A 21557-nucleotide genomic window follows, 5' to 3' on the forward strand; every position below is an offset into this window, starting at 1 on the left:
AAATGACGGCGAAAAGCGACCCGTTCAGTTAGTAGACGGCAACCGCCTGCACCGATCCGCGATCCGGGGCCACTTTGAACAAGCGATAGGCATTGGTGCCAAAGTAGAGCGTCCCATCTTTGCCCTCAGCCGTCGCCGTCACCCACTCCGCCGGACCGCCGGGCAATCGTTGCGCGGTGAGCAACCCTTGCGCCGCGCCGCCATCAACCGGGACAAAGCGTAGATCAACGCCATTGGTTAGAACAAATGTCTTGCCCGCATCATCAATCATCGCGGCGTTGAAATAATCCTCACCCAGATCAATCAACGTGGCCGAGCCATCGGCCCCAACCAAGGCGCTGTCGACGTTCGATCGCAGGATCATCATCTTGTCATCAAGCATCCGCACCTGATGTGGGTAGGACACGCGGTAATGGCTTTGGGTTGTCGTAAACTCACCCAGATCAAAATCCACCGTGATCACAGACGACACGTAGCCGTCGGTCTTCTGCTTGAACTCCGCCTTTTGCAGCTTGGTCATGTCAGCCGGTTCATCCAACTTGCTTTCGCTGTCACTTTTGGAGCTTTGCGTCAGAATCAGCGCTGATTTTCCATCCGGGCCAAGCGCCAACATGTCGGACTTGATCTTGCCCAGGGCAACGCGCGCCTTTTGGCTGCCATCGGCGGCATCTATCAAACGCAGCGCGTCATCTTTCCAATGTTCGTCCAGTACGGCCAGCACGCCATTTTCGGCGTCATAAACCACTTCATCCGCCCCCTCGACGCTCCAGATGCGGGTCATATCCGCCCCATAAGCAATGAGGTTTTCTTCGTCGTCGCGCATAAAGATCATCGCGCCATCGTCGCTATGGATGATCTGGCGGACCATTTCGGGGATGTAGCGACGGTCCGTCACCTCTAGGCTTTCGGCCCCCACCGTATAAACCACACGATTGAGACCGCTCAGCACCACGGTTTGACCGTCGGGTGACACGCTTAGCCCCTCAATCCCCTGAGCATGGGACATTCCGGCGACTAGTATGAGGCCCGCTAGGGCAGGTTTGAAACACGTCATGGCAATTCTCACTTTTGGAAATAATGCCAACCAGCGTAAGACAGCCCCAGAACAAGTCAAATGTCAGGAATGACAGGGTCTATTGTGCACAAACGCCACTCTTATAGTTCCCAACCTCTCGGATCACCGCCGATGGGGTGGCCTCACGCCGGGTTCCACTCAGTTCCGATTGCAACACCCGGACCAGCAAATCCTTGAGCTTCGTCACCCGATAACAGGCTATGTTTGGCTCGGCATGGCTATTCCCCACCCCGGAATCATCGGTCAGGAACAGATACCGCCCACCGGACAAAACCGAGGCCTGCCGCATTAGGTATTCGCTCTCGGCACCGACGCCGCTGGCCCCAAGGCCAAAGATTTGCACGTCTTGCCCGGCGGCGATTTGCGCGGCGCGAATATAGGACAATGCGTTTTGTTTATGCGGCGGCGCATCAGCGATGTGAAAGATGATCCGCTCGCCCTTGCCTCGACGCCAATCCAAATTCACCGCCGCTTGCATGGCCTTGTCTGCGGCCTCTGGGTAATCCCCACCGCCATCTGCATTGAGCCGCTTGAGCCAGCTTTGCATTTGCCGTTGCTGATCGGTGAAACCGTAGTTTTGCACCTCATAAACATCGCCCTGATCGCGATACGCCACAAGACCGTAGCGAATGGAAACACCGGGTGCGGATCGGCGCGCCTGACGGACAATCCCGGCAAACTCCTTGGTCAACCAATCAAGTTCATCCCCCATGCTTCCGGTGGTGTCGAAGACAAAGACCAGATCAAGGAAGTCGGGTTGCCAGCCGCTAGCCTTGGGTACGGCGACTTTGCTCCAACCGCCGGCACTGATCACCTGACGGGTCACTTCTTGACCGTCATCAAAGGCGCGTAGTTCAACTTTGTGCTGCCGCCCGGCCCCAAGCGAGGCGGGAAACACTGTGATCCGGCCATCAACGCCGGAATAGCCGGTGTGAAACGCGTCAGAGGCCCCCGACGCGCGGAGGCTATAAGATACGCCCGGCGCAGGTTTGCCATTTGGCCCAACCATCTGAACTTGGATCGGCGTCAACAGGTTGGCACGGGGCAGATCAAGCTCTTTGGCGGTGCGGCTCTGATACTTTTTGAAGGCCGATAGATTAAGCGCATCATCAATGTCGCCCGCTGTCACCACACCCCGGCGTGCCGATCGTTCCGGACGCGGTGCCCCCATGTCCGGAACCACCATCGGCTCCATCATTGCATCCGCCGATTCAAGCGCCGGTTCAACCGCTATGCTCGCGTCGACATCCGCCATGCCATCCGGGATGTCACAGGCAGACAACAGCGCAAGCCCGATAAAGGTCATCGCAATACGCGTTCGTTTTAAACCAAATTCAGAGCCCGTCATATCTGCACCTCAAAAATGTGTTAATTGCACATTATTCATTTTCCTTGCCCCTTGCAACAAAAATGTGCATTTTGCACATCATGTCATCTATGTTCGACTCCCTACTTGCCGCCTTGGCCCGTCTCATGGTTGCGCGCGGCGTGCCCTTTGCCGATTTGGCCGAACGGCTCAAGGGCCATTACGTCCGCGCCGCCCAAGACCAAGCCAGCCGCGATTCAAGCTCTGGCAAAGTCACCGATAGCCGTCTTTCGGTTCTGACCGGTTTGCAACGGCGCGATATTGCCCGGCTACGCGCCTTTGAACACAAGCCCGCCCGCGCCAATCCGCTCAGCCGGCTTGTGGCCACATGGCAAAGTGATCCGACCTATTCAAAAGACGGCCAACCGATCCCGCTTCCCCGCACCGGACCGCCTCCCTCCTTTGAGGCCCTCGCCCGCCACATCTGCCAAGACATTCACCCTCGCACCATGCTCGACACGCTAAGTGCCGCGGGGACGGTTGCGGTCAACGACCATGTGACATTGGTCGACACCGCCTATGTTCCCCTAAGCGGAAGCGACGAGCAGCTAGCCTATTTGTCTGACAACACCGGCGACCATCTGATGGCGGCCTGTGAAAACGTCCAAGGGGCAACCCCGGCCCATTTTGAGCGCGCCGTTCATTACACCGGGCTTACCGCCGATCAAGTCACGGACCTCGACATCGCGTTTCGAGACGGACAGGCCAAGCTTTTGACCCAAATCAACGCCCAGGCCGCCCGCCTAAAAGCCGCCGCGCCCAAAGGGGCCAATCACCGGTTCCGCGCCGGGACCTATCTCTATTCCACCAAGGTTGATCCATCATGACATGTCGAATTCTTGCAACCTTGGCCTTGCTAAGCCTCGCGGCTTGCTCCGCCCCGATGGACCAAGCCCCAGAGCCTCTAGCCGAACCCATGGTCGAGGCCACAGCCCTTGAAACCGTCGATCCATGCGAGTCGAGCGGTGACGGAATCGGCGGCACAGGGTGCCCCGAACTTTAGACGCAGGCCGGATTTTGCCGCCTTTTGCTGGACTTTGTGTTTGTCCTGTTGCAATGCAACCGGGCATACGCACATTGTGACCGATACGGGAACGGGCCCAAGGGACCGCCCGCCCCTACACGAAGAAGAAGAACGGATAGAACCAGATGGACAAGTTCCCGATGACCCGCACCGGTTTCACCGCATTGGAAACCGAACTCAAGCAGCTCAAATCCGTTGAGCGCCCCACAATCATTCAGGCCATCGCCGAAGCCCGCGAGCTTGGCGATCTGAAAGAGAACGCTGAATATCATTCAGCACGGGAAAAGCAGGGCTTTATCGAAGGCCGCATCAAAGAGCTTGAGAGCGTGATCGGCCTTGCCGAAGTGATTGACCCGACAACCTTGTCCGGGACGATCAAATTTGGCGCCACCGTTACTCTTGTTGACGAAGACACCGACGAAGAAAAAACGTGGCAGATCGTTGGCGAACACGAGGCCAATATCGAAGCCGGATTGTTGAACGTGAAATCGCCCATCGCCCGTGGCTTGATCGGCAAAGAAGAAGGTGACAGCGTCGAAGTGCGCACCCCCGGCGGTGTGAAATCTTACGAAGTCCTCACAGTCGTCTTCAAGTAACCCATATCATGGCCGATCGCAAAGAAGCTCGCCCCACCCCTGCCGGTCTCTATGACCGCACCGCCGTGTCGGGGATCACCGCAATTGAAATGGCGGCCCTTGCGGCCACCATCCTTTGGTTGCTGTTGTCGGGCAGCTATTTCATGACCGATGGCCCGAATGAAGCTCAGGGCATGGGCTTTTTGCTGACGGCGATGGTGATCATGATGCCAATCGCGCTCATCTGGGTTGCCGCCATGACCGTGCGCTCGACCCGCGTGATGCGCGAAGAAAGCGCGCGCTTGGCCGCCGCCATCGACGCCATACGTCAAGCCTATGTCAATCAGGCCCAGAGCGGCCGGAACGAGGCTCCGCATCCTGCGGTTCTCAAACGCCTTGATGAAATCGCCAGCACCCAAAAGAACCAGGAAACCACACTGGCGATGCTTGTTGGCATGCGCCAGGCCGATCCAACCCCGATTGTCGCGCCCGAACCAAACGCGCCCGTCGAAGAAGATCAGCCGGTTTTGTCGCTTGGCACCCCGGCCGAGGCCCATCGCCCGCCGCTCTCAAACGCCGATTTCATCCGCGCGCTGCATTTCCCGGAAACCGCTGACGATACCGAAGGTTTCGCCGCCCTGCGCCGCGCTCTCAAAGATCGTCAGGCCGCGCAGCTTATTCAGGCCGCTCAGGATGTGCTCACCTTGATGAGCCAAGACGGCATCTACATGGACGACCTGCGCCCCGATCTGGCCCGGCCCGAAGTCTGGCGCGCCTTTGCCCATGGCAAAAGGGGTCGCGAAGTGGCCGCGCTGGGTGGGGTGCGTGACCGCTCTTCCCTTGCTCTGACCGCTGGCCGCATGAAGCAAGACCCGATTTTCCGCGATGCCGCGCACCATTTCCTGCGTCGTTTTGATCAGAACATCGCCCAGTTCGAACAGCACGCCACCGATGCAGAAATCCAAGAGCTTGCCGGCACCCGAACTTCGCGTGCGTTTATGTTGTTGGGCCGGGTTGCCGGGACCTTCGACTAACGGCTCTGGTCGATAGACCGCATCCGCATCCCAATATCGATCAAGTGGCTCATATCGGTGCCACAACATCCACCCAACACGGTGATGCTGTCATTGGCCAATTTGAACGCCGACAACTGTTGCGCCAGTTCATTTGGATCACCAGAATCCAGCACCTCGGCATTGTCTAGCTCGGCATGACTACACCGCGACGCGTTGGCAACGATCCCTTTGAGCCGTCGTGGACAGGGCAGATCTCGAAGCACATCGCCAAAATGATCAGGATGGGCACAGTTGACCATAAAGTAGCTGGCGTAACTGCCCGTCTTCTCATCCACCTCCGCCACTGCATCATAAAGCGAAACCCCACTTGGCAAGTGTCCGTTCGTGTCGACGGTAAAAGAGATGACCACCGGGATGTCCAAAGCCTGCGCGGCACGCACAATGCCGGTGGCTTCGGCGGGATATGTCAGGGTGTAGGCTGTCACCAAATCCGCATTGGTTTGGCTAAAAGCGACCATTTGCTCGGCGTGAAACTCGTCTGCCTCGGCTTCGGATAATTGGTTCCCCGGCGCATAGGCATCACCAAACGGCCCGACATTGGCACTTAGCAAGCAGGGCACGTTCCAACGATCGTTGTTGTTTTCCACCAGATAGGCGTCGCGAATTTCTTCGATCAACGCGACCCCTTCAATGTTCAGGCTGTGCAATTGCTGCGGGCTATAGCCTAGTGGCCCGCCACGCCCCCGATGCGCCGCCCATGTCGGGGCTTCAAGTATCGCGCCAAGCCCCAAAGAACTGCTAATCAACAACTGGCGGCTATAAATCTGCCGCAAAACGCGTTTGCCGTCCTCCGTTTCCAACAAGGGAAAACAAGCAAAGCCCGGAAGGTCAATTCCTTTGGAAAACAGGAGATATGTTTCAATCCCAGTATAGGTCAGGAAACTACGCGTCTGCGACAAGAGAACATGGGTCACGAGTTACACTCCACCAAAAGGGTCGCTTGGCGATGTCGCCTTACAACCCAAAACTACCATAGGGATAGTACCGCACCAAATCACCCTCTTTGATGTCGCGCCCCTCATCACCAAGCTCAACAAGCCCCTCTGCCCAACTTAGGCCCGACACCCGGCCCGACCCTTCGGATTTGAAGACCTCGGCGTGCCCATTGCGCATTCGGGCCCGCAGGTATTCGCGTCGTCCCGGTTTCTTGCGTTTGCTGAACGCCGCCGGAAGGTCATAATGATCGGGCACGCGCCATCCGCTCCCTGCCAGAACCGAAAGAGACGGGCGCGCAAAGATCAGAGTACAGACAAAGGCCGCAACCGGGTTCCCCGGCAATCCAAACACCGGCACGCCGTCCCAAATCCCAAGCGCCAAGGGCCGCCCCGGTTTTAGGGCAATCCGCCATTCCGCCAACGCGCCACTTTCCCGCAACAAAGCCGAAACATGGTCTTCGTCACCCGCCGAAGCACCACCAGAGGTCAGAATTACATCAACCTGCGCAGCGGCCTCATTCAATTGCGCCTTCAAGGCCTCACGACTATCAGCAACGCGGCCCAAATCGACCGCCTCATAGCCAAATCGCGCAATCGCCGCCAAAAGCATCGGGCGATTGGCATCATAAATCTGTCCCGGTTTGGCCTCTTGCCCCGGTTCGACAAGCTCATCACCGGTCGACAAAACCCCAACCCGCAGCGGCAAATACACGGGTAGTTCGCCAAACCCAATCGCAGCGGCAAGCGCCAGATCCGCCGGAGTCAACACCCGCCCCTGAGGCAGCGCGACATCGCCCGCCGTCACGTCTTCGCCCGCCTTACGTGTATTTGCCCCCTGTTTGACAGGGCCGTTAAACGCGATTTGCGTGTCACTGATCGCACAATCTTCTTCGAGAACAACGGTATCGACACCTTCGGGCAACGCCGCACCGGTCAGCACACGAATGGCATGACCGGCGGGCACTATGCCTTGAAACGGCACTCCTGCCGCGGCCCGGCCTTCGATCAAGGGGAAGACCGCTTCGCCTTCGGGGACCCCACCGGCAAACCCGTACCCATCCACGGCCGTATTTGGCAGCGGCGGGTTGGATCGTTTCGCCACCACATCCGCGGCCAAAACTCGGCCTGCGGCCTGCATAAGCGGCACGACTTCTTGCCCAACAACAGGTTTCAACCGATCCCGTAGCGCCTCCAACGCCTCATCAACCGGCGTCCAATTCACACCGGGAGGCAGCGCAAAACAGTCGTTTTTCAACGGCGGAGGTTTTAAAGCGGATGTCGGTTGCGGCGTATCCTCGATCAATCCAACGGATTGCAAAACAAAATCCGCAATCGCCGCCGTATCGTCCAAATCAAACACCGGTCGATCCAAATCCAACGCAATATCCGATGCCACCGCCTTGATCGTCGCATCCTTGGGCGCGATCAGATCGTGACCGGCAACCTCACGAAAGGCTTCAATTTTCGGATGGGCCTCACGTTTGTACCCTTCGATCAGCACCAAATCGACGGGTTTGAGCCGCACCAATAGCACTTCCAAGGGCGGTTCGGCATCACCGCGCAGCTCGGTCATCTGCGCGATCCGTGCGCCCGAGGCCAACATGACTTCATGCGCGCCCGCCGCGCGGTGACGATAGCTGTCGCGTCCCTCATGATCGACGTCAAAGGCGTGGTGGGCATGTTTGACCGTGCTCACTGAAAACCCGCGTGCTGTGATCTCGGACACCAGCCGTTCCATCAACCCGGTTTTTCCGGCGTTCTTCCATCCGGTGACCCCAAACATTCTCATGTCAAAAACCCTTCGGCCACCGCCAAATCTTCCGGCGTGTTGACGTTGAAAAATGGATCAAACTTGTGCACCGGAAACAGCGCCTCGCGCCCATCATGTTTGTCGGTCCAAAGCACCACTTTGCGCAGGCCATCGTTTAACGCGGCGCGCAGATCATCACGCAGCGCAACGGGCCAAATGCCAAAGGTCGGGTGCCGGTTCACCTTGCGCCCACCACCGGATTTAAGCGCCTCTCCGTCACCACGCGGAGTGGTGGCCATAACCAACGGGTGCTCTTGCCCATCGGCGGCCAGCAACAATTGCGGCACCAGATCACCGGGGAAAAACGGCGTGTCGGCGGCCACCGTCACAACCGTATCGGCCCCGCGCGACGCGGCCCAATCCATCCCGGCCAGAACCCCGGCAAGGGGGCCGGGAAATTCGGCAATGCTATCGGGTACAACCGGCAATCGGAACCGATCAAACCGCGCCGCATCGCCATTGGCATTCAATGCCAACCCCGCCACCTGTGGCTCGATCCGCTCAATCACCCGATCCAAAAGCGTCTGCCCACCCAAGGGCAACAACCCCTTGTCACCACCACCCATCCGGGTCGCCTGACCACCAGCAAGGATCATTCCAACGGGTTGTTTCATTGCGCTTTCCTAAGATATTTTGGCCATCTGGGGTTCTGCTTCCAATGCTCAACCAGAAAGTACAACCAGCAAAGGGCACAAAAAAGTCTCAGGGGGACCGACAACTCTGCGAAAGCAAGAAACAAACTGATCGCCCCAAAACCTATGGCGCAATTGAGAAGCCCCCAAAATCGAAATCTACGGCCCAGATCTAGCACCTTGTTTGATACCCATGGCAGTGGCGGAAGGCCTCTTAGAATGATGCGACGTTCCAAGCCATCATACATAGATATGTCATAACTATAGCTGCGTTTTTCGCTCAACGTACCAATTTGCTCAAGATCATAGCGCGGATTGGCCCGCATTTCTTCAATTAGTCTCGCATATAGTTTCTTTTGCTGCCGACCCACACAGAACCAAAAAGAAAAAATGGCCAAATTCGTGAGAAGTAGATACACCAGCAAGTGGTTCATTCCGACGCCTTCCGCCGTGATTTCTTGGCCTCTTCAGGAACGCTATCAGGGTCGATATCGCGGACAAGGCGTTCCTCTCCGCTTAGACACACAAAGCGTTTGCCGCGCATCCGGCCGATGCAGGTCATGCCGACTTGTCGCGCGATTTCAACGCCCCATGCCGTGAACCCAGACCGGGACGCCAGCACCGGAATGCCCATCAGCGCCGCTTTGATCACCATCTCCGAGGTCAGCCGCCCGGTGGTATAAAGCATCTTGTCACCGCCCAAGACGCCTTCGGACAGCATCCAACCGGCGATCTTATCAACCGCGTTATGGCGCCCGACATCTTCCATATAGACCAAGGGCCGATCGCCCTGACAGAGCACCGTGCCATGGATCGCCCCGGCCTCAAGGTACAACGACGGCGTGGTGTTGATCCGCTGCGCCAGCGCATACAGCCACGAGGTTCGAAGCTCGGATGCTGGTAGCTCAACCTGATCCAACCCCTCCATCATATCGCCAAACACCGTGCCAACCGCGCAACCGCTTGTCCGGGTCTTTTTCTGAAGTTTTTCTTCGTAGGTCGTTTCGGACGCCGTGCGCACCACAACAACCTCAAGCTCTTCGTCATAATCAACGCCGGTGATGTCCTCGCTATCGCCAAGCATCCCCTGATTGCGCAAAAACCCCAGCGCCAGATATTCAGGGTAGTCGCCAATCGTCATCGCCGTGACGATCTCTTGCCGGTTTAGGTAAATCGTCAAGGGGCGTTCCTCGACCACCGACACATCGACCGGCGCGCCGGTGTGATCCGTGCCCGACACGGCCCGCGTCAAACGCGCAGCGCTAGGATCAGGCGCAATGAGATAATCGTTTTTGGGCAATTGCATATGGCTTGGGCCTTGGCTACGGCTATGGGTCTAGGGTTGGGGGTAAGTCATGGCGCAGAGCGATGTGATGTCAAGCTATTGGAGGGGCTTTCGCGACGGATTGCCCTTTGTGGTGGTGATCACCCCCTTTGCCACGCTGTTTGGTGTTTTGGCCACGGAATCGGGGCTTTCGGTCTTTGAAACCGTGGCGTTTTCGGTGGCTGTGATCGCCGGGTCCGCGCAATTTGCCGCCCTGCAATTGATGAATGAAAACGCGCCTTTGGTGGTGGTTATCGCCTCGGCGCTTATCGTGAATTTGCGCATGGCAATGTATTCGGCGGCGCTTGTACCCTATCTCGGGCCACTGCCGCTCTGGAAACGGGCCATTGCCGCCTATTTCATTGTTGACGTGACCTATGCGGCCTCGGCCATCGACTATGAAAAACACCCCAATGAAACCACGGAACAAAAGCTCGCGTATTTCCTAGGGGTCATGACCCCGGTTTGCCCGCTTTGGTACATTTTTGCCGCTATCGGGGCTTTGCTTGGCGCGTCGATCCCGTCTGAAAACGGCTTGGACTTTGCCCTCCCGATTGCCTTTATCGCCATGGTTGCCCCGACGTTGAAAACCAAAGCCCATCAAGGCGCAGCGGCGACGTCTTGCATGCTGGCGTTGGCGCTTGTCTGGGTGCCCTTCAACCTTGGCCTGATCTTTGCAGCCTTGGGCGGCATGATCGTTGGAGCGGAAATAGAACGCCGGGGGCTGGTATGATCGACAAAACAGACCTGTGGATTGTCATCATCGCCTTGGCCATCGGCTCTTTTGGCCTGCGGTTTTTGTTTTTGGGGTTGGTGGGTGACCGCGTCATGCCCGATTGGGTCATGCGGCACCTGCGCTATACCGCCGTTGCGGTTTTGTCGGCCTTGGTGACACCGCTGGTGGTTTGGCCTGCGGCGACCGGCGGGCATACCGATCCTGTCCGCTTGGTTGCGGCACTATCAGCGGTGGTAGTCGGGTATGTCACCAAAAGCGTTTACGGGGCCCTTGCTATCGGGGCCGCCGTAATGGTTATCGCCGCTTATTGGCCTTCCTGAGCGAGCTTGTCTTCAAACTCACGAATGGCGACGGCCTTGTCGTCATGGTCCTCTTCGCGCAGGATCCGTTCACTGACGCCGGGGATTTTAGCGAACTGATCCGCAAGATTGTTAGGGAACATCGTGCTCTTGATGCCTTCAAAACCGGGTAATTGGCGAAGGATTTGTGATGTTGACGACGAACACATCGCCGAGGCCACAGAGCCATTCGCCTGAGCGAGGCGCAGCGCCCTTTGCGCAACATCCGGCGCGACTTCGACGCGCTGAATACGCACGTGATAGGTGTTGCGGGCATGAGCGCGTTCGTAGAAATCTTTGATGCGCGGGGTGATCCCATACAGCACATCATTAACCTCTGGCATCGCCTTCAGGCGAACAGATCCCGCCGGATCAAACACCACCCTTTGGCTCGGGGCGTTGATCATCAGGCTGGTATGCGCACCCGATCCAGAACTGTTAGAGATCATTGTATAAAGCGTTAGCGCCGGTGGCCCGTCGTGACGGTAAGCCGCCGCCGCCGCTTGCTCCGGAGAGGCATCAGGATACCCTTTGTCGGTCGCACAGCCAGCCAAAGTCAGAACGGCCAAGCAAATCAATGCCAAGGAACGCAGTCCCATTAGCTTCTCCCCGAATGATCAAATCAAGTTATGAAAAGGCGATTTACGCGCCAAAGATCGCAAGAAAAACCACAATCGCAAAGATCGCGATCAGGCTGCGGATTGTAAACGTGATGAATCCGTCAAAGGTTTTTTCCTGTACGGAGATATCCATGCTGCCATGCTTGTGTTCGGCCATGAGTGTCTGTCCTGTTCTTCGTGTGTATTTCTCAGCGTTTCCAGCTGGAGTTAGCGCATTTTTGCCCGCCTGTCACGGTTGCAAAAATGCGCAGTTGTCGCGGGTTATTTCGCGCCCAACTCGCTCGCGAGCTTGAAACCAATACGACGCGGCGGGCTGTTTTCTTCTTCGGCGGCCTTGGGCAAAGCCCGCAAAATAACGCTTAGCTGGCTGACATGCTGGATCAACTGGGTGCGCGCGCCGGTTGGATCGGTGCCGTAAAACGTCACGATATCCGGGTCGAAAAAACCCAACCCTTCGATGCGCAAAACACCCGCGTCTCCCCCGGCAAAGCCCATGGCGACCTCGTGTTCGTTGTCCAGCTGCTTCTCAAAATTCTGGATATAGAGAATCAGCCGTTCATAGGCCCATTCCGCCGGGCTTTTCTGTTTAACGGGCGTCTTGGTCACCGCTTCGGGCAGGTCATCGGTGGTGATGGCCTCTCCTTCGGTATGCACATCAATCCGGCGTGGAATAGCGTCTGCTTCATGCGCCTCGGCTGCGGTGGCAATGGTGTCGTTCATGGTCTTCCCCTCAGCGCGGTTATGAACCGTCTGGTGTCACTGTTGCACAGTCATGGGTGACAAAGAATGACGGATTTTGCCAGAGGTGATCAACTTTTTGTTGGGCTGTTTGCGGGCCTAGACCGCCTGAAAGACCCAGGCACCGTCGGCGCGCATCTCGCGGGTTGCGCGGCCTTCGTGCCAAAGATGCAGGCAATGCGCCATCGCTTCGACCAACGCCAAACCATATTCGCCACCGCCAATATGACGCTTGAACAGCGGCATAAAACACTCGCCCGCCGATTTAGGGGTTTCGAGATGGTCCATCAGCCGATCAAGCGCCCCATGATGGTTGTCGATCAACTGACGCATCCGCGGTGGCACGCCGGTAAAGGGCAATTTGTGCCCGCCCAGCGCAAGGTGCTCGGGTCGCGCCAATTTCGAAAGCCGTTCACAGCTTTCTAGCCATTCACCCACCGGATCCGCCTCGGGCTGGGTGGCGTAAACCCCTAGGTTCGAGCTGATCGACGGCAAAATCTGATCCCCCGCCAACACCAAATCGCAATCACGCGACCAAAGCGTGGCGTGTTCGGGCGCATGGCCATTGCCGATGTGAATATCCCAATCGCGGCCACCAGCGCGGATCACGTCATCCTGTTGAATACGGGTAAAGCCGAGCGGCATTTCATAAACGCAATCGGCAAAATTGAACGGACGACCGGCCTGCCGTTCGGCCAGCTCTTTGGCCTCCATCCCGCAGCCTTTCCAATAGGTTACGGTTTCATCGGTCGGAAGGTTCTGCACATCCAACTGCAACATCCGCGCCATCAACCACGCGGTGCGGGTCATCACCAATTCCGCGCCATGTTCCTTTTGGAACCATCCCGCCAACCCGATATGATCGGGGTGGTGATGGGTGCCAATCACCCGGCGCACCGGTTTACCCTTGAGCGGGCCGTCCAATGTCGCTTGCCATATCTCACGCGATTTGCGGGTGCTAAACCCGGTGTCGACAATGGTCCACCCATCGCCATCATCCAGCGCATATAGATTGACGTGATCCAGCTTCATCGGCAGCGGTTGGCGCAGCCAAAGCACTCCGTCTGCAACTTCGATAGCCTCGCCAGGGGCGGGCGGTGTTTCAAACGGGTAGCGGATCACATCTGTCATATAGGCCCCTTACACCGCCAGATCGTCAGGTGAAATAGCCATCAGATCATCGCCACCCTCGCGGGCATGGGCCAATAGTCCAACATGCTCCGGCAACAGCCGGGTGATGTAAAACCGCGCCAATTTGGCCTCGGCCCCATCTGGTTTGGCCATCGCGGCGCAAAGGTGGAAATAACCGCCCAAAACCCGCGCAAACCCCTGCAAAAACGGCACAGCCACGGCAAAGCGATCCGCAATGTCACGGGCCGCTAAGGCTTCGGTGGTTTCGCGAAGGTTCTCCGAGGCCTGCCAAACCGGTTCGGCCAAATCCGGCATCGTCGCCCGCGCGCTTTCGGCAAAGGCTTCGATCTCATCAAGCAACCGATACGCCGCCTCGCCGCCATCCAACAATTTGCGCCCCACAAGGTCCATCGCCTGAATGCCGTTGGTGCCTTCGTAAATGGATGTCACCCGAACATCGCGCACATATTGCGCCGCTCCGGTCTCTTCGATAAACCCCATGCCGCCATGCACCTGAAGGCCCATATTGGCCACCGCGATGCCGGTATCTGTGCCAAAGGCCTTGGCAATCGGGGTCAAAAACGCGGCGCGGGCCTTCCATTCGGCATCACCCGTGGCGTTGGACATATCAATCGCCACCGCCAAAGAGAGCGCGATCGCACGCGCGGCAAAGGTGTCGGACTTCATCGTCGCCAACATTCGGCGCACATCGGCGTGGCCAATGATTGTGCCCTCGGGCGACCGGCCCTGTTTGCGCTCATTGGCATAGGCCAACGCCTGTTGATAGGCGCGCTCGGCAATGCCAACCCCTTGGACACCAACCCCAAGGCGGGCGTTGTTCATCATGGTAAACATGGCGCGCATCCCGTCATGCTCTCCACCAATCAACCAACCGCGCGCGCCCTCAAACGACATCACGCATGTCGGGCTACCGTGAATGCCCATCTTGTGCTCAACACTGACCACCTTGAGGCTATTGGCGGTGCCGGGGTTGCCGTTTTCGTCGGGAATATTGCGCGGAACAAGGAACAGGCTGATGCCCTTGGTGCCCGCAACCCCATCGGGAAGGCGCGCCAACACCAAATGGCACACATTCTCGGTGAAATCATTGTCACCCCAGCTGATGAAAATCTTTTGGCCGGTCACCGAATAAGTCCCGTCACCATTCGGCTCGGCCTTGGACGAAAGCGCCCCGACATCCGATCCCGCCTGAGGCTCGGTTAGGTTCATGGTCCCCGCCCATTCACCCGTCACCAGTTTCGGCAAATACAGGTCCTTGATCTCATCACTGGCGTGGTGTTCCAACGCCTCGATCTGGCCCTGGGTCATCAACGGGTTCAAATGCAACGACATGCAAGACGACACCATCATGTCGTTCACCGCGCTTGTCACCGTCATCGGTAGGCCCATACCGCCATATTCAGGATCAGCAGACACCGCGACCCAGCCACCTTCGGCAATCGCCTGATACCCGTCGGCAAACCCCTTTGACGTGCGCACCTTGCCGTTCTCTAGAACCGCCGGGTCGAGATCACCGTTGGTGTTCAAAGGGGCAAGCACCTCTTCGCACATCTTGGCGGCCTCGGACAAAATCGCCTCAACCGTGTCTGTGGTTGCATCGGCGAAACGGTCGGTCCCGGCCACGGCGTCAAAGCCGATAACGTGGTTCAGAAGCAGACGGAAATCATCCAGCGGGGCTCGGTAAGTCATGGGGCCTCCCGTATGGCTTGGCATTGGCCAAGCGCTCTTGTAGCTAAAGGTGTCTAAAAGCAAAATGAATTGGCCTGCCGCCGCCTTCAACCGAAACGCGGCGTCACAGAAAACGAGGGCCGCAATGGCAGAAATCGCGACACAGCGTTTGGGCATGGTGGCCCAAGACATCGCTCAGGCGGCGAATGTCCTGCAGAACGGTGGCCTTGTCGCCTTTCCCACAGAAACGGTTTACGGCCTCGGAGCCGACGCCCGCGATGATCGCGCCGTTGCCCGAATTTACGAGGCCAAGGACCGACCAAGCTTTAACCCTCTGATCGTGCATGTCCCAACGATTGAGGCCGCCAAGGCCCTTGTTCACTGGACCAAAGCCGCGCAAAAACTGGCCGATGCCTTTTGGCCCGGACCTCTGACCTTGGTCCTTCCTATCCGCGCCGATGCGGGTATTTCCAAGCTGGTCACCGCCGGGCTCGACACCTTGGCGATCCGCCTTCCCGACGCCCCCTTGGCGCGTGATCTGCTGACCGCTTTTGGTGGCCCGGTCTCGGCGCCGTCGGCAAATACGTCGGGTCAAATAAGCCCGACTCGCGCGCAACACGTGCTTGATGACCTCACGGGCCGGATCGAAGCGGTGCTGGATGGTGGGGCCTGTTCGGTCGGCCTCGAATCAACAATTCTGGGATTAGCGGGCGATCCGACCCTCTTGCGCCCCGGCGGCGTCACCCGTGACGACCTATCAAAAGCATTGGGGCGACTCGTTCTTTTGCGCGATGAAAACGCGACAATTTCGGCCCCCGGCCAGATCAAATCGCACTACGCACCTCGGGCACAGGTCCGGTTAAATGCAGAGAACTGGAACACCAACGAGGCGCGGCTAGGCTTTGGCGATATCGAATGCGACCTCAACCTATCGACCAAACGTGACCTGACCGAAGCCGCCGCCAATCTCTTTGAATTCTTGCATCGTCTCGATGCCATGAACCGGCCAACCATTGCCGTGTCTCCCATTCCTGATACCGGATTGGGAATTGCGATCAATGACCGGCTTAACCGGGCTGCAGCTGATCGGTGAACCCGGTGGCTTTGATCAACTCTGACAACCCTTCGGCGTTTGTTTCAAAATCCAGAACCGTGATCGTCGCATGATCAACCGGATCAAACTGACATAGCTGATACATGTCGTCATAAACTTCGATCTCAACTTTGGCCTTGCTCCAATGCAAGCAAACCGTCGGCCAATCGCCGCGCCCAGCCCAGTCCGGAACCGCCCCTTTGACCGCTTCAAGCAGCCGCGTCGCATTTGAAATCGCTGTTTCAGACGGGGCGCTGTCCGGGGTCCAAGCAATGCGGACCGGGGTCCAAATGGCAGGAAGTATCATAGTTTCATAGACCTTTGGCATTTCTACTAACGTCACGGCGAACCTTGCCAACCACCAAACACCTCACGCGCGCCCGCCTTCGGACGAAAGAGCAAGTGCTGCAACGCCAATGCTTTCAAGCGCGGCCCCCCATCGTTCGCCATCGGGTAAATCAAAAACGATTCTGGGGTCCGATTCGCACACCAACCACCCGTTGGCGGCAATTTCCCCTTCAAGTTGGCCCGAGCCCCACCCCGCATAGCCAAGCGCCATCATCCATTTTTCCGGCCCCTCGCCAGCGCCGAGATCCTCAAGAATGTCTTGGGTCGCGGTCATGTGGATGTCATCGCGTACCTCAACCGTCGTCACCAGTGATTTGTAATCGGGCGTGTGCAAAACAAACCCACGACCCATTTCGACCGGCCCGCCAAAATGGACGTGATGATCGGATAGATCGGTTTTCATTTCGATCGAAAGTTGGGTCAAAAGGGTCGGCATATCAAGATCATCGCTGGATTTGTTGATGATCAGCCCCATCGCCCCTTCGTCCGAGTGGTCGCACATAAAAACAACGCTGTGTTCAAATCGCGGATCACCCATGCCGGGCATGGCAATCAGCATATGACCTGTCAGGTTGGTTGAGGATGTTACGTCTTTCAACGTCATCGCGGGCCTTTCCGTTCTTAGACTCTCAGCATGGCCCGGCAACGGGCGCGACGCAAGGGGAACACGTGCCGCAGCCCCCATATGCAACCATTAGGCGCATCACGCATCCTATCGCCGGAATGTGACTTTTATTTCGGCGTGAAAAACCCCATGTCTGATCCTATGAAACACCCAATTCTTGCCCTCGCCTGCCTTGCACTGCCCACCCTTGCCAGCGCTGAAAGCTATGAAAACGTCATCCGCGCCACGCTTCAACCGGGATGGCGGATGGCGGATGGCTCGCATATGGCGGCGCTGCATCTCGAACTGGCTCCGGGCTGGAAAACCTATTGGCGTGCGCCGGGGGATGCGGGCATTCCGCCGCAATTCCGCTGGAAACGCGCCAAAGGCACAAAAAGCGTCCGCATCCATTGGCCCGCTCCCGAGGTGTTTCACCAATCCGGCATGCGCTCGGTCGGCTATTCCGGCTCGGTCACGCTGCCATTGCGGGTTCAATTGAACACAACCGGCGATTCCCGGCTTAAGGGTGTGATTGATATCGGCATCTGCAAAGAAGTTTGCCTCCCCCACCGCGTTCGGGTCGAGGCGGTCTTGCCCGCCGCTAACACCAATCCAACGCCGTCCATCGCCGCCGCCTTGGCCGATGAACCCTACGCCGCAGAAGAGGCCGGGGTGTCCAACGTCTCTTGTTCGGTGTCTCCGGCATCCAACGGCCTGACCCTCACGGCGCAGATCGCCATGCCCAAGGGTACCGGGCGCGAAGAGACCGTGATCGAAACCGCCAATCCCGAAGTCTGGGTCGGTGAGCCGAAAACATGGTGGGACGGCAATCGCCTTATGGCCGAGGCCCAGATGGCCCATATGAACGGTGGCGCGTTTGCGCTTGATCGCTCGCGTGTCCGGATCACCGTATTGGGTGGCTCAATGCCCGTCGACATCCGCGGATGCGATAGCTAACCGGCCCGGCTTCTTCTTTCCACAAATATCCCGGGGGTGACCGAAGCCATCGGCTTCAGAGGGGGCTGGTCCCCTTCCTTCCTCCTTAAGAAATGCTATCCCCGCATCATGCGTTTAACGCCGATTCCAAAGCCGCCAAGCACATAAAACACCACCGCCAAAGCCCCCGAGCCAAGAACAAACACGGCAAAGGCAGCGAGGTTCGGGGCCACTTGCGCCACCGGCCCTTGGGCCAATTGCGCGGGCAGTTCGCCATAAACGGCCGTATGGCCCAAGGTCACCGCCAACCACGCCAACATCGCCGCAAAACCCAAAAGCATCCAAGCCCGCAACGCCAACCCACGGAACCAAAGCCCCCGCTTCAAGGCGGCGATATAGCGCCCGACATCATGCTGGATCGCCACCAATGCCGGCACCACCAGCAAAACCAAGATCATCCCAAAGCCTAGCCCATAGACCAAGGTGATCACCGTCGGCTTAAGAAACTGCGCCTGTGCTGACCGTTCGGTGAGCAAGGGGGCAAGCCCCAAAACCGTGGTCGCCGTGGTCAAAAACACCGGGCGCAATCGGTCAGCAACCCCATCAATGATCGACGGAACCAATCCCCGCTCGGCGGCGTATTCATCAATCTGGGTCACCAACACGATGGAATCATTGATGATAATCCCCGTCATCCCCAATAGACCAACCACCGTAAACATGCTGAGCGGTACATCCCAATAGGCGTGACCATAGATTGTCCCGACCAACCCAAAAGGGATAATCGCCATAACAACCAAAGGCCGCGACCAGCTGGCAAAGACCCATGACAGCACGAGGTAGATCCCAAGCAACACAAGAACCAATCCGGTTTTGGCATCATTGAGGAAGTCATCCTCTTGCTCGCTTAGACCAGATAGCCGGTATTCCACCTGCCGTGTTTCGGCGATCCCCGGCAAAACCTGTTCGTCCAGTATCGTCATGATCTCTGTGGCGCGGGCCGGGTCATCTTCGGACAAATCACCAGTGACCGAAATCACCCGGATGCCGTTTTCGCGTCGGACCGTCGAAAACCCGGTGCGGCGTTCAACGCTGACAATATCGGCCAGCGGCACATAGGCCCCGTCCGGTGTGCGCATCAACGAGCGCTCCAGAAAATCCGCCGTTAGCTCGCCACTGGGAAGCTCAACCCTAATCGCCGCGCTACGCGGTCCGTCCGGATAAGTGGCCGCTTCGATGCCCCCCAATCGGTCGCGCAAAACCCGCCCCAACCCGTCAATTTCAAAGCCAAGGGCCTGCCCCTGCGCCGTCAACTCAAGGATCAGCTCTTCTTTGTCATAGGCAAGGTTGTCTTCAACCGCCGAAATCTCGGGGAACTGCGCCACTGCGGTTTGCAAATCCTCCGAGGCAGCTTTCAAAACCTCGGCAGAAGCTCCGTAAAATTGGACGTCCAAAGCATCGCCACCCGGCCCCGACCGCCAGCCGCGAAAGGTCAGCGTTTCGACCAAGGGATGGCGCGGCACCCGGTCTTGCAATTCACCGACGAACGCAAAGCTGGAATAGGGGCGCAAATCCGACTCGATAAGCTCAATCGAAATGCCGCCCAATTGGTCGGCGTCCTTGGTATCGGCCCCACGCAACCCACGCCCGGCATTCCCGCCCACTTCGGCCACCACATAGACCAACGGGTTGCGACCATGTTTTTCCTCATATTCAGTGGCAAGCTCTTCAGTGGCTTGTTGAAACAGGCGCATTTGCTCCATGGAATCGGCCCGCGTCGCCCCCGGTGCCATGGCAAAATTCCCGGTCACCGACGCGCGTTCGGGCGCGTTAAAGAACCGCCATTGCACATCGCCATCAATCAGCAAAACCACCTGACTTGCCAATGCAAGAACCGCGCCAGCTATCACCGCATAGCGCATCCCAATAATCAGCCGCATGAACGGGCGAAACAGCTTGTCACGCACAAAGCAAAAACCGCGATCAACCACGCGCGACGGCCAATCATACCAATGTTGTTCGGCGGAATGTTTGAGTGCATGCGCCATATGGTGCGGCAGGATCAAAAAGCATTCGACCAAAGAGGCCAGCAAAACCACAATCACTGTGAACGGAATATCCCCGATCAAATCGCCAAACCGACCGCCAATCGCCGTCAAACCAAAAAAGGCAATCACCGTGGTCAAGGTCGCCGAAAACACCGGTAAAGCCATGCGCCGCGCCGCTGATTCCGCCGCCTGATAGGGGTCCAAACCCCGGCGGGACAGGTGATCGGCATGTTCGCCAACCACAATCGCGTCATCCACCACGATGCCCAAAGTGATGATAAGCGCAAAGAGCGAGATCATGTTGATCGTCAGCCCAGACAGATACATCAACGCAATCGCCGCAAGCATCGCGGTCGGAATACCCGCCGCCACCCAAAGCGCCGTTCGAGCATTGAGGAACAAAAACAACAACCCGACAACAAGAGCCAGACCGGTTAACCCGTTGGTCAAAAGGATGTCCAACCGGCCCGAAATCGCCTCGGCCCGCGTACGGATAAGGTCGATGCTGACCCCATCGGGCAGTGAGGTTTTGAACTCTTCCGCGACGTCTTCGACGGTGTGCTGAATGCCAATCGCGTCGCCCTGAGCTGTGCGATCGACCCGGATCGATATGGCCGGGTTTTCGCCGACGAAATAGCTGCGTTCGCGGTCAATGCCTTCGACTTGAATCTCGGCCACATCCGCAATGGTGAGCTTGGACCCATCCGGGTTTGAGCGCAGCGCAATTGCCCCGATATCCCGTGCCGTGCGTTTTTCGACACCGGTGCGCACCCGCGCGCCAGCGCTCCCCACGTCACCGGCGGGGTCGGTATCAACCTCGGCGGCAATGGCCGTTGCGATGTCGCGCATGGTGATGTCAAAGGCGATCAAATTCGACGATGGCACTTCGATCATCGTTTGTGGTGCCGCCAGCCCGCGGATTGTCGTGCGCGTCACCCCTTCGGCAAACAGGCGCACCACCAATTCGTCGGAAAAACGCGCCAATTGATCGACGCCAACCGGGCCGGTGATGACCAAATCGGTGACCCTATCGCGCCACGCCGCGCGGCGCACGCTTGGGTCATCGGCATCTTCGGGAAGCGTTGTGACCGCATCAACCGCCGCCTGCACATCGTCGGCGGCGCGGGCCATATCCCAACCCGGTTCAAACTCAAGCGCGATAAAGGCGCTGCCTTCGCTTGACGAAGCACCAGATTGCTCAACCCCTTCCACCGTCAACAACGCCGGTTCAAGAACCTGCACAATCGCCGCGTCGACGTCTTCGGCCCCCGCCCCTTCCCAGGACACACGCACCGTGACGTCATCCAAAACCACATCAGGAAAGAACTGCGCGCGCATGTTTGGCGCGGCCATCAACCCGGCGGCAATCAGGATCACAAAAACCAGATTGGCAATTGTTGGATGCCGGGTGAAATAGCTGAGAATGCCACCAGCGGCTTTGGGAACGCGGCGGGCCATC

22 protein-coding genes are annotated in these 21557 nt (G+C 57.9%); 8 read left to right on the forward strand and 14 right to left on the reverse strand.

Annotation, left to right across the window (positions count from 1 at the left end; all coding sequences use genetic code 11):
- Positions 1-28: 28 nt before the first annotated feature.
- Positions 29-1006: a hypothetical protein gene (locus tag Q1A43_RS13375; RefSeq protein WP_299935915.1), complete on the reverse strand. Its 978-nt coding sequence runs from the start codon at positions 1004-1006 to the stop codon at positions 29-31.
- 127 nt (positions 1007-1133) lie between these two features.
- Positions 1134-2423 (reverse strand): vWA domain-containing protein, encoded by a 1290-nt coding sequence (locus Q1A43_RS13380; RefSeq protein WP_299935917.1) that lies wholly within the window; start codon positions 2421-2423, stop codon positions 1134-1136.
- Positions 2424-2503: 80 nt separating this feature from the next.
- Here Q1A43_RS13380 and Q1A43_RS13385 point away from each other — a divergent pair, with 80 nt between their 5' ends.
- The 4 genes from Q1A43_RS13385 (at position 2504) to Q1A43_RS13400 (ending at position 5074) form a co-directional block, all read left to right on the forward strand.
- The gene (locus tag Q1A43_RS13385; RefSeq protein ID WP_299935920.1) at positions 2504-3268 is read left to right on the forward strand and encodes a DUF6502 family protein; all 765 of its coding nucleotides are present in this window, start codon (positions 2504-2506) and stop codon (positions 3266-3268) included.
- Complete coding sequence (locus tag Q1A43_RS13390; RefSeq protein ID WP_299935923.1) at positions 3265-3444, forward strand: hypothetical protein; 180 nt, start codon at positions 3265-3267, stop codon at positions 3442-3444. Before Q1A43_RS13385 ends, Q1A43_RS13390 begins: the two co-directional genes overlap by 4 nt.
- 146 nt (positions 3445-3590) lie before the next feature.
- The gene (gene greA / locus Q1A43_RS13395; protein ID WP_299935926.1) at positions 3591-4061 is read left to right on the forward strand and encodes a transcription elongation factor GreA; all 471 of its coding nucleotides are present in this window, start codon (positions 3591-3593) and stop codon (positions 4059-4061) included.
- Positions 4062-4069: 8 nt separating this feature from the next.
- Positions 4070-5074, forward strand: coding sequence for a hypothetical protein (locus tag Q1A43_RS13400; RefSeq protein WP_299926136.1), 1005 nt, complete (start codon positions 4070-4072; stop codon positions 5072-5074).
- On the opposite strand, the gene Q1A43_RS13405 is transcribed toward Q1A43_RS13400, so the two are convergent.
- The 4 genes from Q1A43_RS13405 to Q1A43_RS13420 form a co-directional block, all read right to left on the reverse strand.
- Positions 5071-6030: a homocysteine S-methyltransferase family protein gene (locus Q1A43_RS13405; RefSeq protein ID WP_299926133.1), complete on the reverse strand. Its 960-nt coding sequence runs from the start codon at positions 6028-6030 to the stop codon at positions 5071-5073. The two genes, Q1A43_RS13400 and Q1A43_RS13405, sit on opposite strands and share 4 nt — an antisense overlap.
- A 40-nt stretch (positions 6031-6070) precedes the next feature.
- Positions 6071-7840 carry a bifunctional molybdopterin-guanine dinucleotide biosynthesis adaptor protein MobB/molybdopterin molybdotransferase MoeA gene (locus Q1A43_RS13410; RefSeq protein ID WP_299935929.1) on the reverse strand — a complete coding sequence of 590 codons (1770 nt, stop codon included), beginning with the start codon at positions 7838-7840 and terminating at the stop codon, positions 6071-6073.
- Positions 7837-8475, reverse strand: a complete 639-nt coding sequence (mobA, locus tag Q1A43_RS13415; RefSeq protein ID WP_299926127.1) for a molybdenum cofactor guanylyltransferase MobA — start codon at positions 8473-8475, stop codon at positions 7837-7839. Before mobA ends, Q1A43_RS13410 begins: the two co-directional genes overlap by 4 nt.
- Before the next feature lie 448 nt (positions 8476-8923).
- Positions 8924-9799 carry a formate dehydrogenase accessory sulfurtransferase FdhD gene (locus tag Q1A43_RS13420; RefSeq protein ID WP_299935931.1) on the reverse strand — a complete coding sequence of 292 codons (876 nt, stop codon included), beginning with the start codon at positions 9797-9799 and terminating at the stop codon, positions 8924-8926.
- Between the two features lie 49 nt (positions 9800-9848).
- Between Q1A43_RS13420 and Q1A43_RS13425 the strand changes: the two genes are divergently transcribed.
- Together Q1A43_RS13425 and Q1A43_RS13430 are read left to right on the forward strand one after the other, a co-directional pair.
- Positions 9849-10550, forward strand: coding sequence for an AzlC family ABC transporter permease (locus Q1A43_RS13425; protein ID WP_299926118.1), 702 nt, complete (start codon positions 9849-9851; stop codon positions 10548-10550).
- Positions 10547-10873 (forward strand): AzlD domain-containing protein, encoded by a 327-nt coding sequence (locus Q1A43_RS13430; RefSeq protein WP_299926115.1) that lies wholly within the window; start codon positions 10547-10549, stop codon positions 10871-10873. Before Q1A43_RS13425 ends, Q1A43_RS13430 begins: the two co-directional genes overlap by 4 nt.
- Here Q1A43_RS13430 and Q1A43_RS13435 read toward each other — a convergent pair.
- From Q1A43_RS13435 to Q1A43_RS13455, 5 genes are all read right to left on the reverse strand, one after another.
- Positions 10858-11490: a hypothetical protein gene (locus Q1A43_RS13435; RefSeq protein WP_299935934.1), complete on the reverse strand. Its 633-nt coding sequence runs from the start codon at positions 11488-11490 to the stop codon at positions 10858-10860. The two genes, Q1A43_RS13430 and Q1A43_RS13435, sit on opposite strands and share 16 nt — an antisense overlap.
- A 43-nt stretch (positions 11491-11533) precedes the next feature.
- Positions 11534-11668 carry an aa3-type cytochrome c oxidase subunit IV gene (locus Q1A43_RS13440; protein ID WP_299926109.1) on the reverse strand — a complete coding sequence of 45 codons (135 nt, stop codon included), beginning with the start codon at positions 11666-11668 and terminating at the stop codon, positions 11534-11536.
- 104 nt (positions 11669-11772) lie between these two features.
- Positions 11773-12231, reverse strand: a complete 459-nt coding sequence (locus tag Q1A43_RS13445; protein ID WP_299926106.1) for a DUF6173 family protein — start codon at positions 12229-12231, stop codon at positions 11773-11775.
- 117 nt (positions 12232-12348) lie between these two features.
- Complete coding sequence (locus Q1A43_RS13450) at positions 12349-13380, reverse strand: MBL fold metallo-hydrolase (RefSeq protein ID WP_299935937.1); 1032 nt, start codon at positions 13378-13380, stop codon at positions 12349-12351.
- A gap of 9 nt (positions 13381-13389) precedes the next feature.
- The gene (locus Q1A43_RS13455; RefSeq protein ID WP_299935940.1) at positions 13390-15090 is read right to left on the reverse strand and encodes an acyl-CoA dehydrogenase; all 1701 of its coding nucleotides are present in this window, start codon (positions 15088-15090) and stop codon (positions 13390-13392) included.
- Positions 15091-15214: 124 nt separating this feature from the next.
- Between Q1A43_RS13455 and Q1A43_RS13460 the strand changes: the two genes are divergently transcribed.
- Positions 15215-16162: an L-threonylcarbamoyladenylate synthase gene (locus Q1A43_RS13460; RefSeq protein ID WP_299935942.1), complete on the forward strand. Its 948-nt coding sequence runs from the start codon at positions 15215-15217 to the stop codon at positions 16160-16162.
- On the opposite strand, the gene Q1A43_RS13465 is transcribed toward Q1A43_RS13460, so the two are convergent.
- Positions 16137-16469: a hypothetical protein gene (locus Q1A43_RS13465; RefSeq protein ID WP_299935945.1), complete on the reverse strand. Its 333-nt coding sequence runs from the start codon at positions 16467-16469 to the stop codon at positions 16137-16139. The two genes, Q1A43_RS13460 and Q1A43_RS13465, sit on opposite strands and share 26 nt — an antisense overlap.
- Before the next feature lie 63 nt (positions 16470-16532).
- Positions 16533-17114, reverse strand: coding sequence for a YqgE/AlgH family protein (locus Q1A43_RS13470; protein WP_299935947.1), 582 nt, complete (start codon positions 17112-17114; stop codon positions 16533-16535).
- 150 nt (positions 17115-17264) lie between these two features.
- On the opposite strand from Q1A43_RS13470, the gene Q1A43_RS13475 reads away from it, so the two are divergent.
- Positions 17265-18071 carry a protein-disulfide reductase DsbD domain-containing protein gene (locus tag Q1A43_RS13475; RefSeq protein ID WP_299935949.1) on the forward strand — a complete coding sequence of 269 codons (807 nt, stop codon included), beginning with the start codon at positions 17265-17267 and terminating at the stop codon, positions 18069-18071.
- A 95-nt stretch (positions 18072-18166) separates the two neighbouring features.
- Here Q1A43_RS13475 and Q1A43_RS13480 read toward each other — a convergent pair whose 3' ends face one another.
- Positions 18167-21556, reverse strand: coding sequence for an efflux RND transporter permease subunit (locus Q1A43_RS13480; protein WP_299935952.1), 3390 nt, complete (start codon positions 21554-21556; stop codon positions 18167-18169).
- Position 21557 lies beyond the last annotated feature (1 nt).

The sequence above is a fragment of the uncultured Pelagimonas sp. genome (assembly GCF_947498515.1).
Taxonomy (GTDB): domain Bacteria; phylum Pseudomonadota; class Alphaproteobacteria; order Rhodobacterales; family Rhodobacteraceae; genus Pelagimonas.

Coding starts and splice junctions, on each gene's coding strand:
- Q1A43_RS13375 (WP_299935915.1), bottom strand. CDS start 1,006: ATGTCCCATGCTCAGGGGATTGAGGGGCTAAGCGTGTCACCCGACGGT.
- Q1A43_RS13380 (WP_299935917.1), bottom strand. CDS start 2,423: ATGACGGGCTCTGAATTTGGTTTAAAACGAACGCGTATTGCGATGACC.
- Q1A43_RS13385 (WP_299935920.1), top strand. CDS start 2,504: ATGTCATCTATGTTCGACTCCCTACTTGCCGCCTTGGCCCGTCTCATG.
- Q1A43_RS13390 (WP_299935923.1), top strand. CDS start 3,265: ATGACATGTCGAATTCTTGCAACCTTGGCCTTGCTAAGCCTCGCGGCT.
- greA (WP_299935926.1), top strand. CDS start 3,591: ATGGACAAGTTCCCGATGACCCGCACCGGTTTCACCGCATTGGAAACC.
- Q1A43_RS13400 (WP_299926136.1), top strand. CDS start 4,070: ATGGCCGATCGCAAAGAAGCTCGCCCCACCCCTGCCGGTCTCTATGAC.
- Q1A43_RS13410 (WP_299935929.1), bottom strand. CDS start 7,840: ATGAGAATGTTTGGGGTCACCGGATGGAAGAACGCCGGAAAAACCGGG.
- mobA (WP_299926127.1), bottom strand. CDS start 8,475: ATGAAACAACCCGTTGGAATGATCCTTGCTGGTGGTCAGGCGACCCGG.
- Q1A43_RS13420 (WP_299935931.1), bottom strand. CDS start 9,799: ATGCAATTGCCCAAAAACGATTATCTCATTGCGCCTGATCCTAGCGCT.
- Q1A43_RS13425 (WP_299926118.1), top strand. CDS start 9,849: ATGGCGCAGAGCGATGTGATGTCAAGCTATTGGAGGGGCTTTCGCGAC.
- Q1A43_RS13430 (WP_299926115.1), top strand. CDS start 10,547: ATGATCGACAAAACAGACCTGTGGATTGTCATCATCGCCTTGGCCATC.
- Q1A43_RS13435 (WP_299935934.1), bottom strand. CDS start 11,490: ATGGGACTGCGTTCCTTGGCATTGATTTGCTTGGCCGTTCTGACTTTG.
- Q1A43_RS13440 (WP_299926109.1), bottom strand. CDS start 11,668: ATGGCCGAACACAAGCATGGCAGCATGGATATCTCCGTACAGGAAAAA.
- Q1A43_RS13445 (WP_299926106.1), bottom strand. CDS start 12,231: ATGAACGACACCATTGCCACCGCAGCCGAGGCGCATGAAGCAGACGCT.
- Q1A43_RS13450 (WP_299935937.1), bottom strand. CDS start 13,380: ATGACAGATGTGATCCGCTACCCGTTTGAAACACCGCCCGCCCCTGGC.
- Q1A43_RS13455 (WP_299935940.1), bottom strand. CDS start 15,090: ATGACTTACCGAGCCCCGCTGGATGATTTCCGTCTGCTTCTGAACCAC.
- Q1A43_RS13460 (WP_299935942.1), top strand. CDS start 15,215: ATGGCAGAAATCGCGACACAGCGTTTGGGCATGGTGGCCCAAGACATC.
- Q1A43_RS13465 (WP_299935945.1), bottom strand. CDS start 16,469: ATGATACTTCCTGCCATTTGGACCCCGGTCCGCATTGCTTGGACCCCG.
- Q1A43_RS13470 (WP_299935947.1), bottom strand. CDS start 17,114: ATGACGTTGAAAGACGTAACATCCTCAACCAACCTGACAGGTCATATG.
- Q1A43_RS13475 (WP_299935949.1), top strand. CDS start 17,265: ATGTCTGATCCTATGAAACACCCAATTCTTGCCCTCGCCTGCCTTGCA.
- Q1A43_RS13480 (WP_299935952.1), bottom strand. CDS start 21,556: ATGGCCCGCCGCGTTCCCAAAGCCGCTGGTGGCATTCTCAGCTATTTC.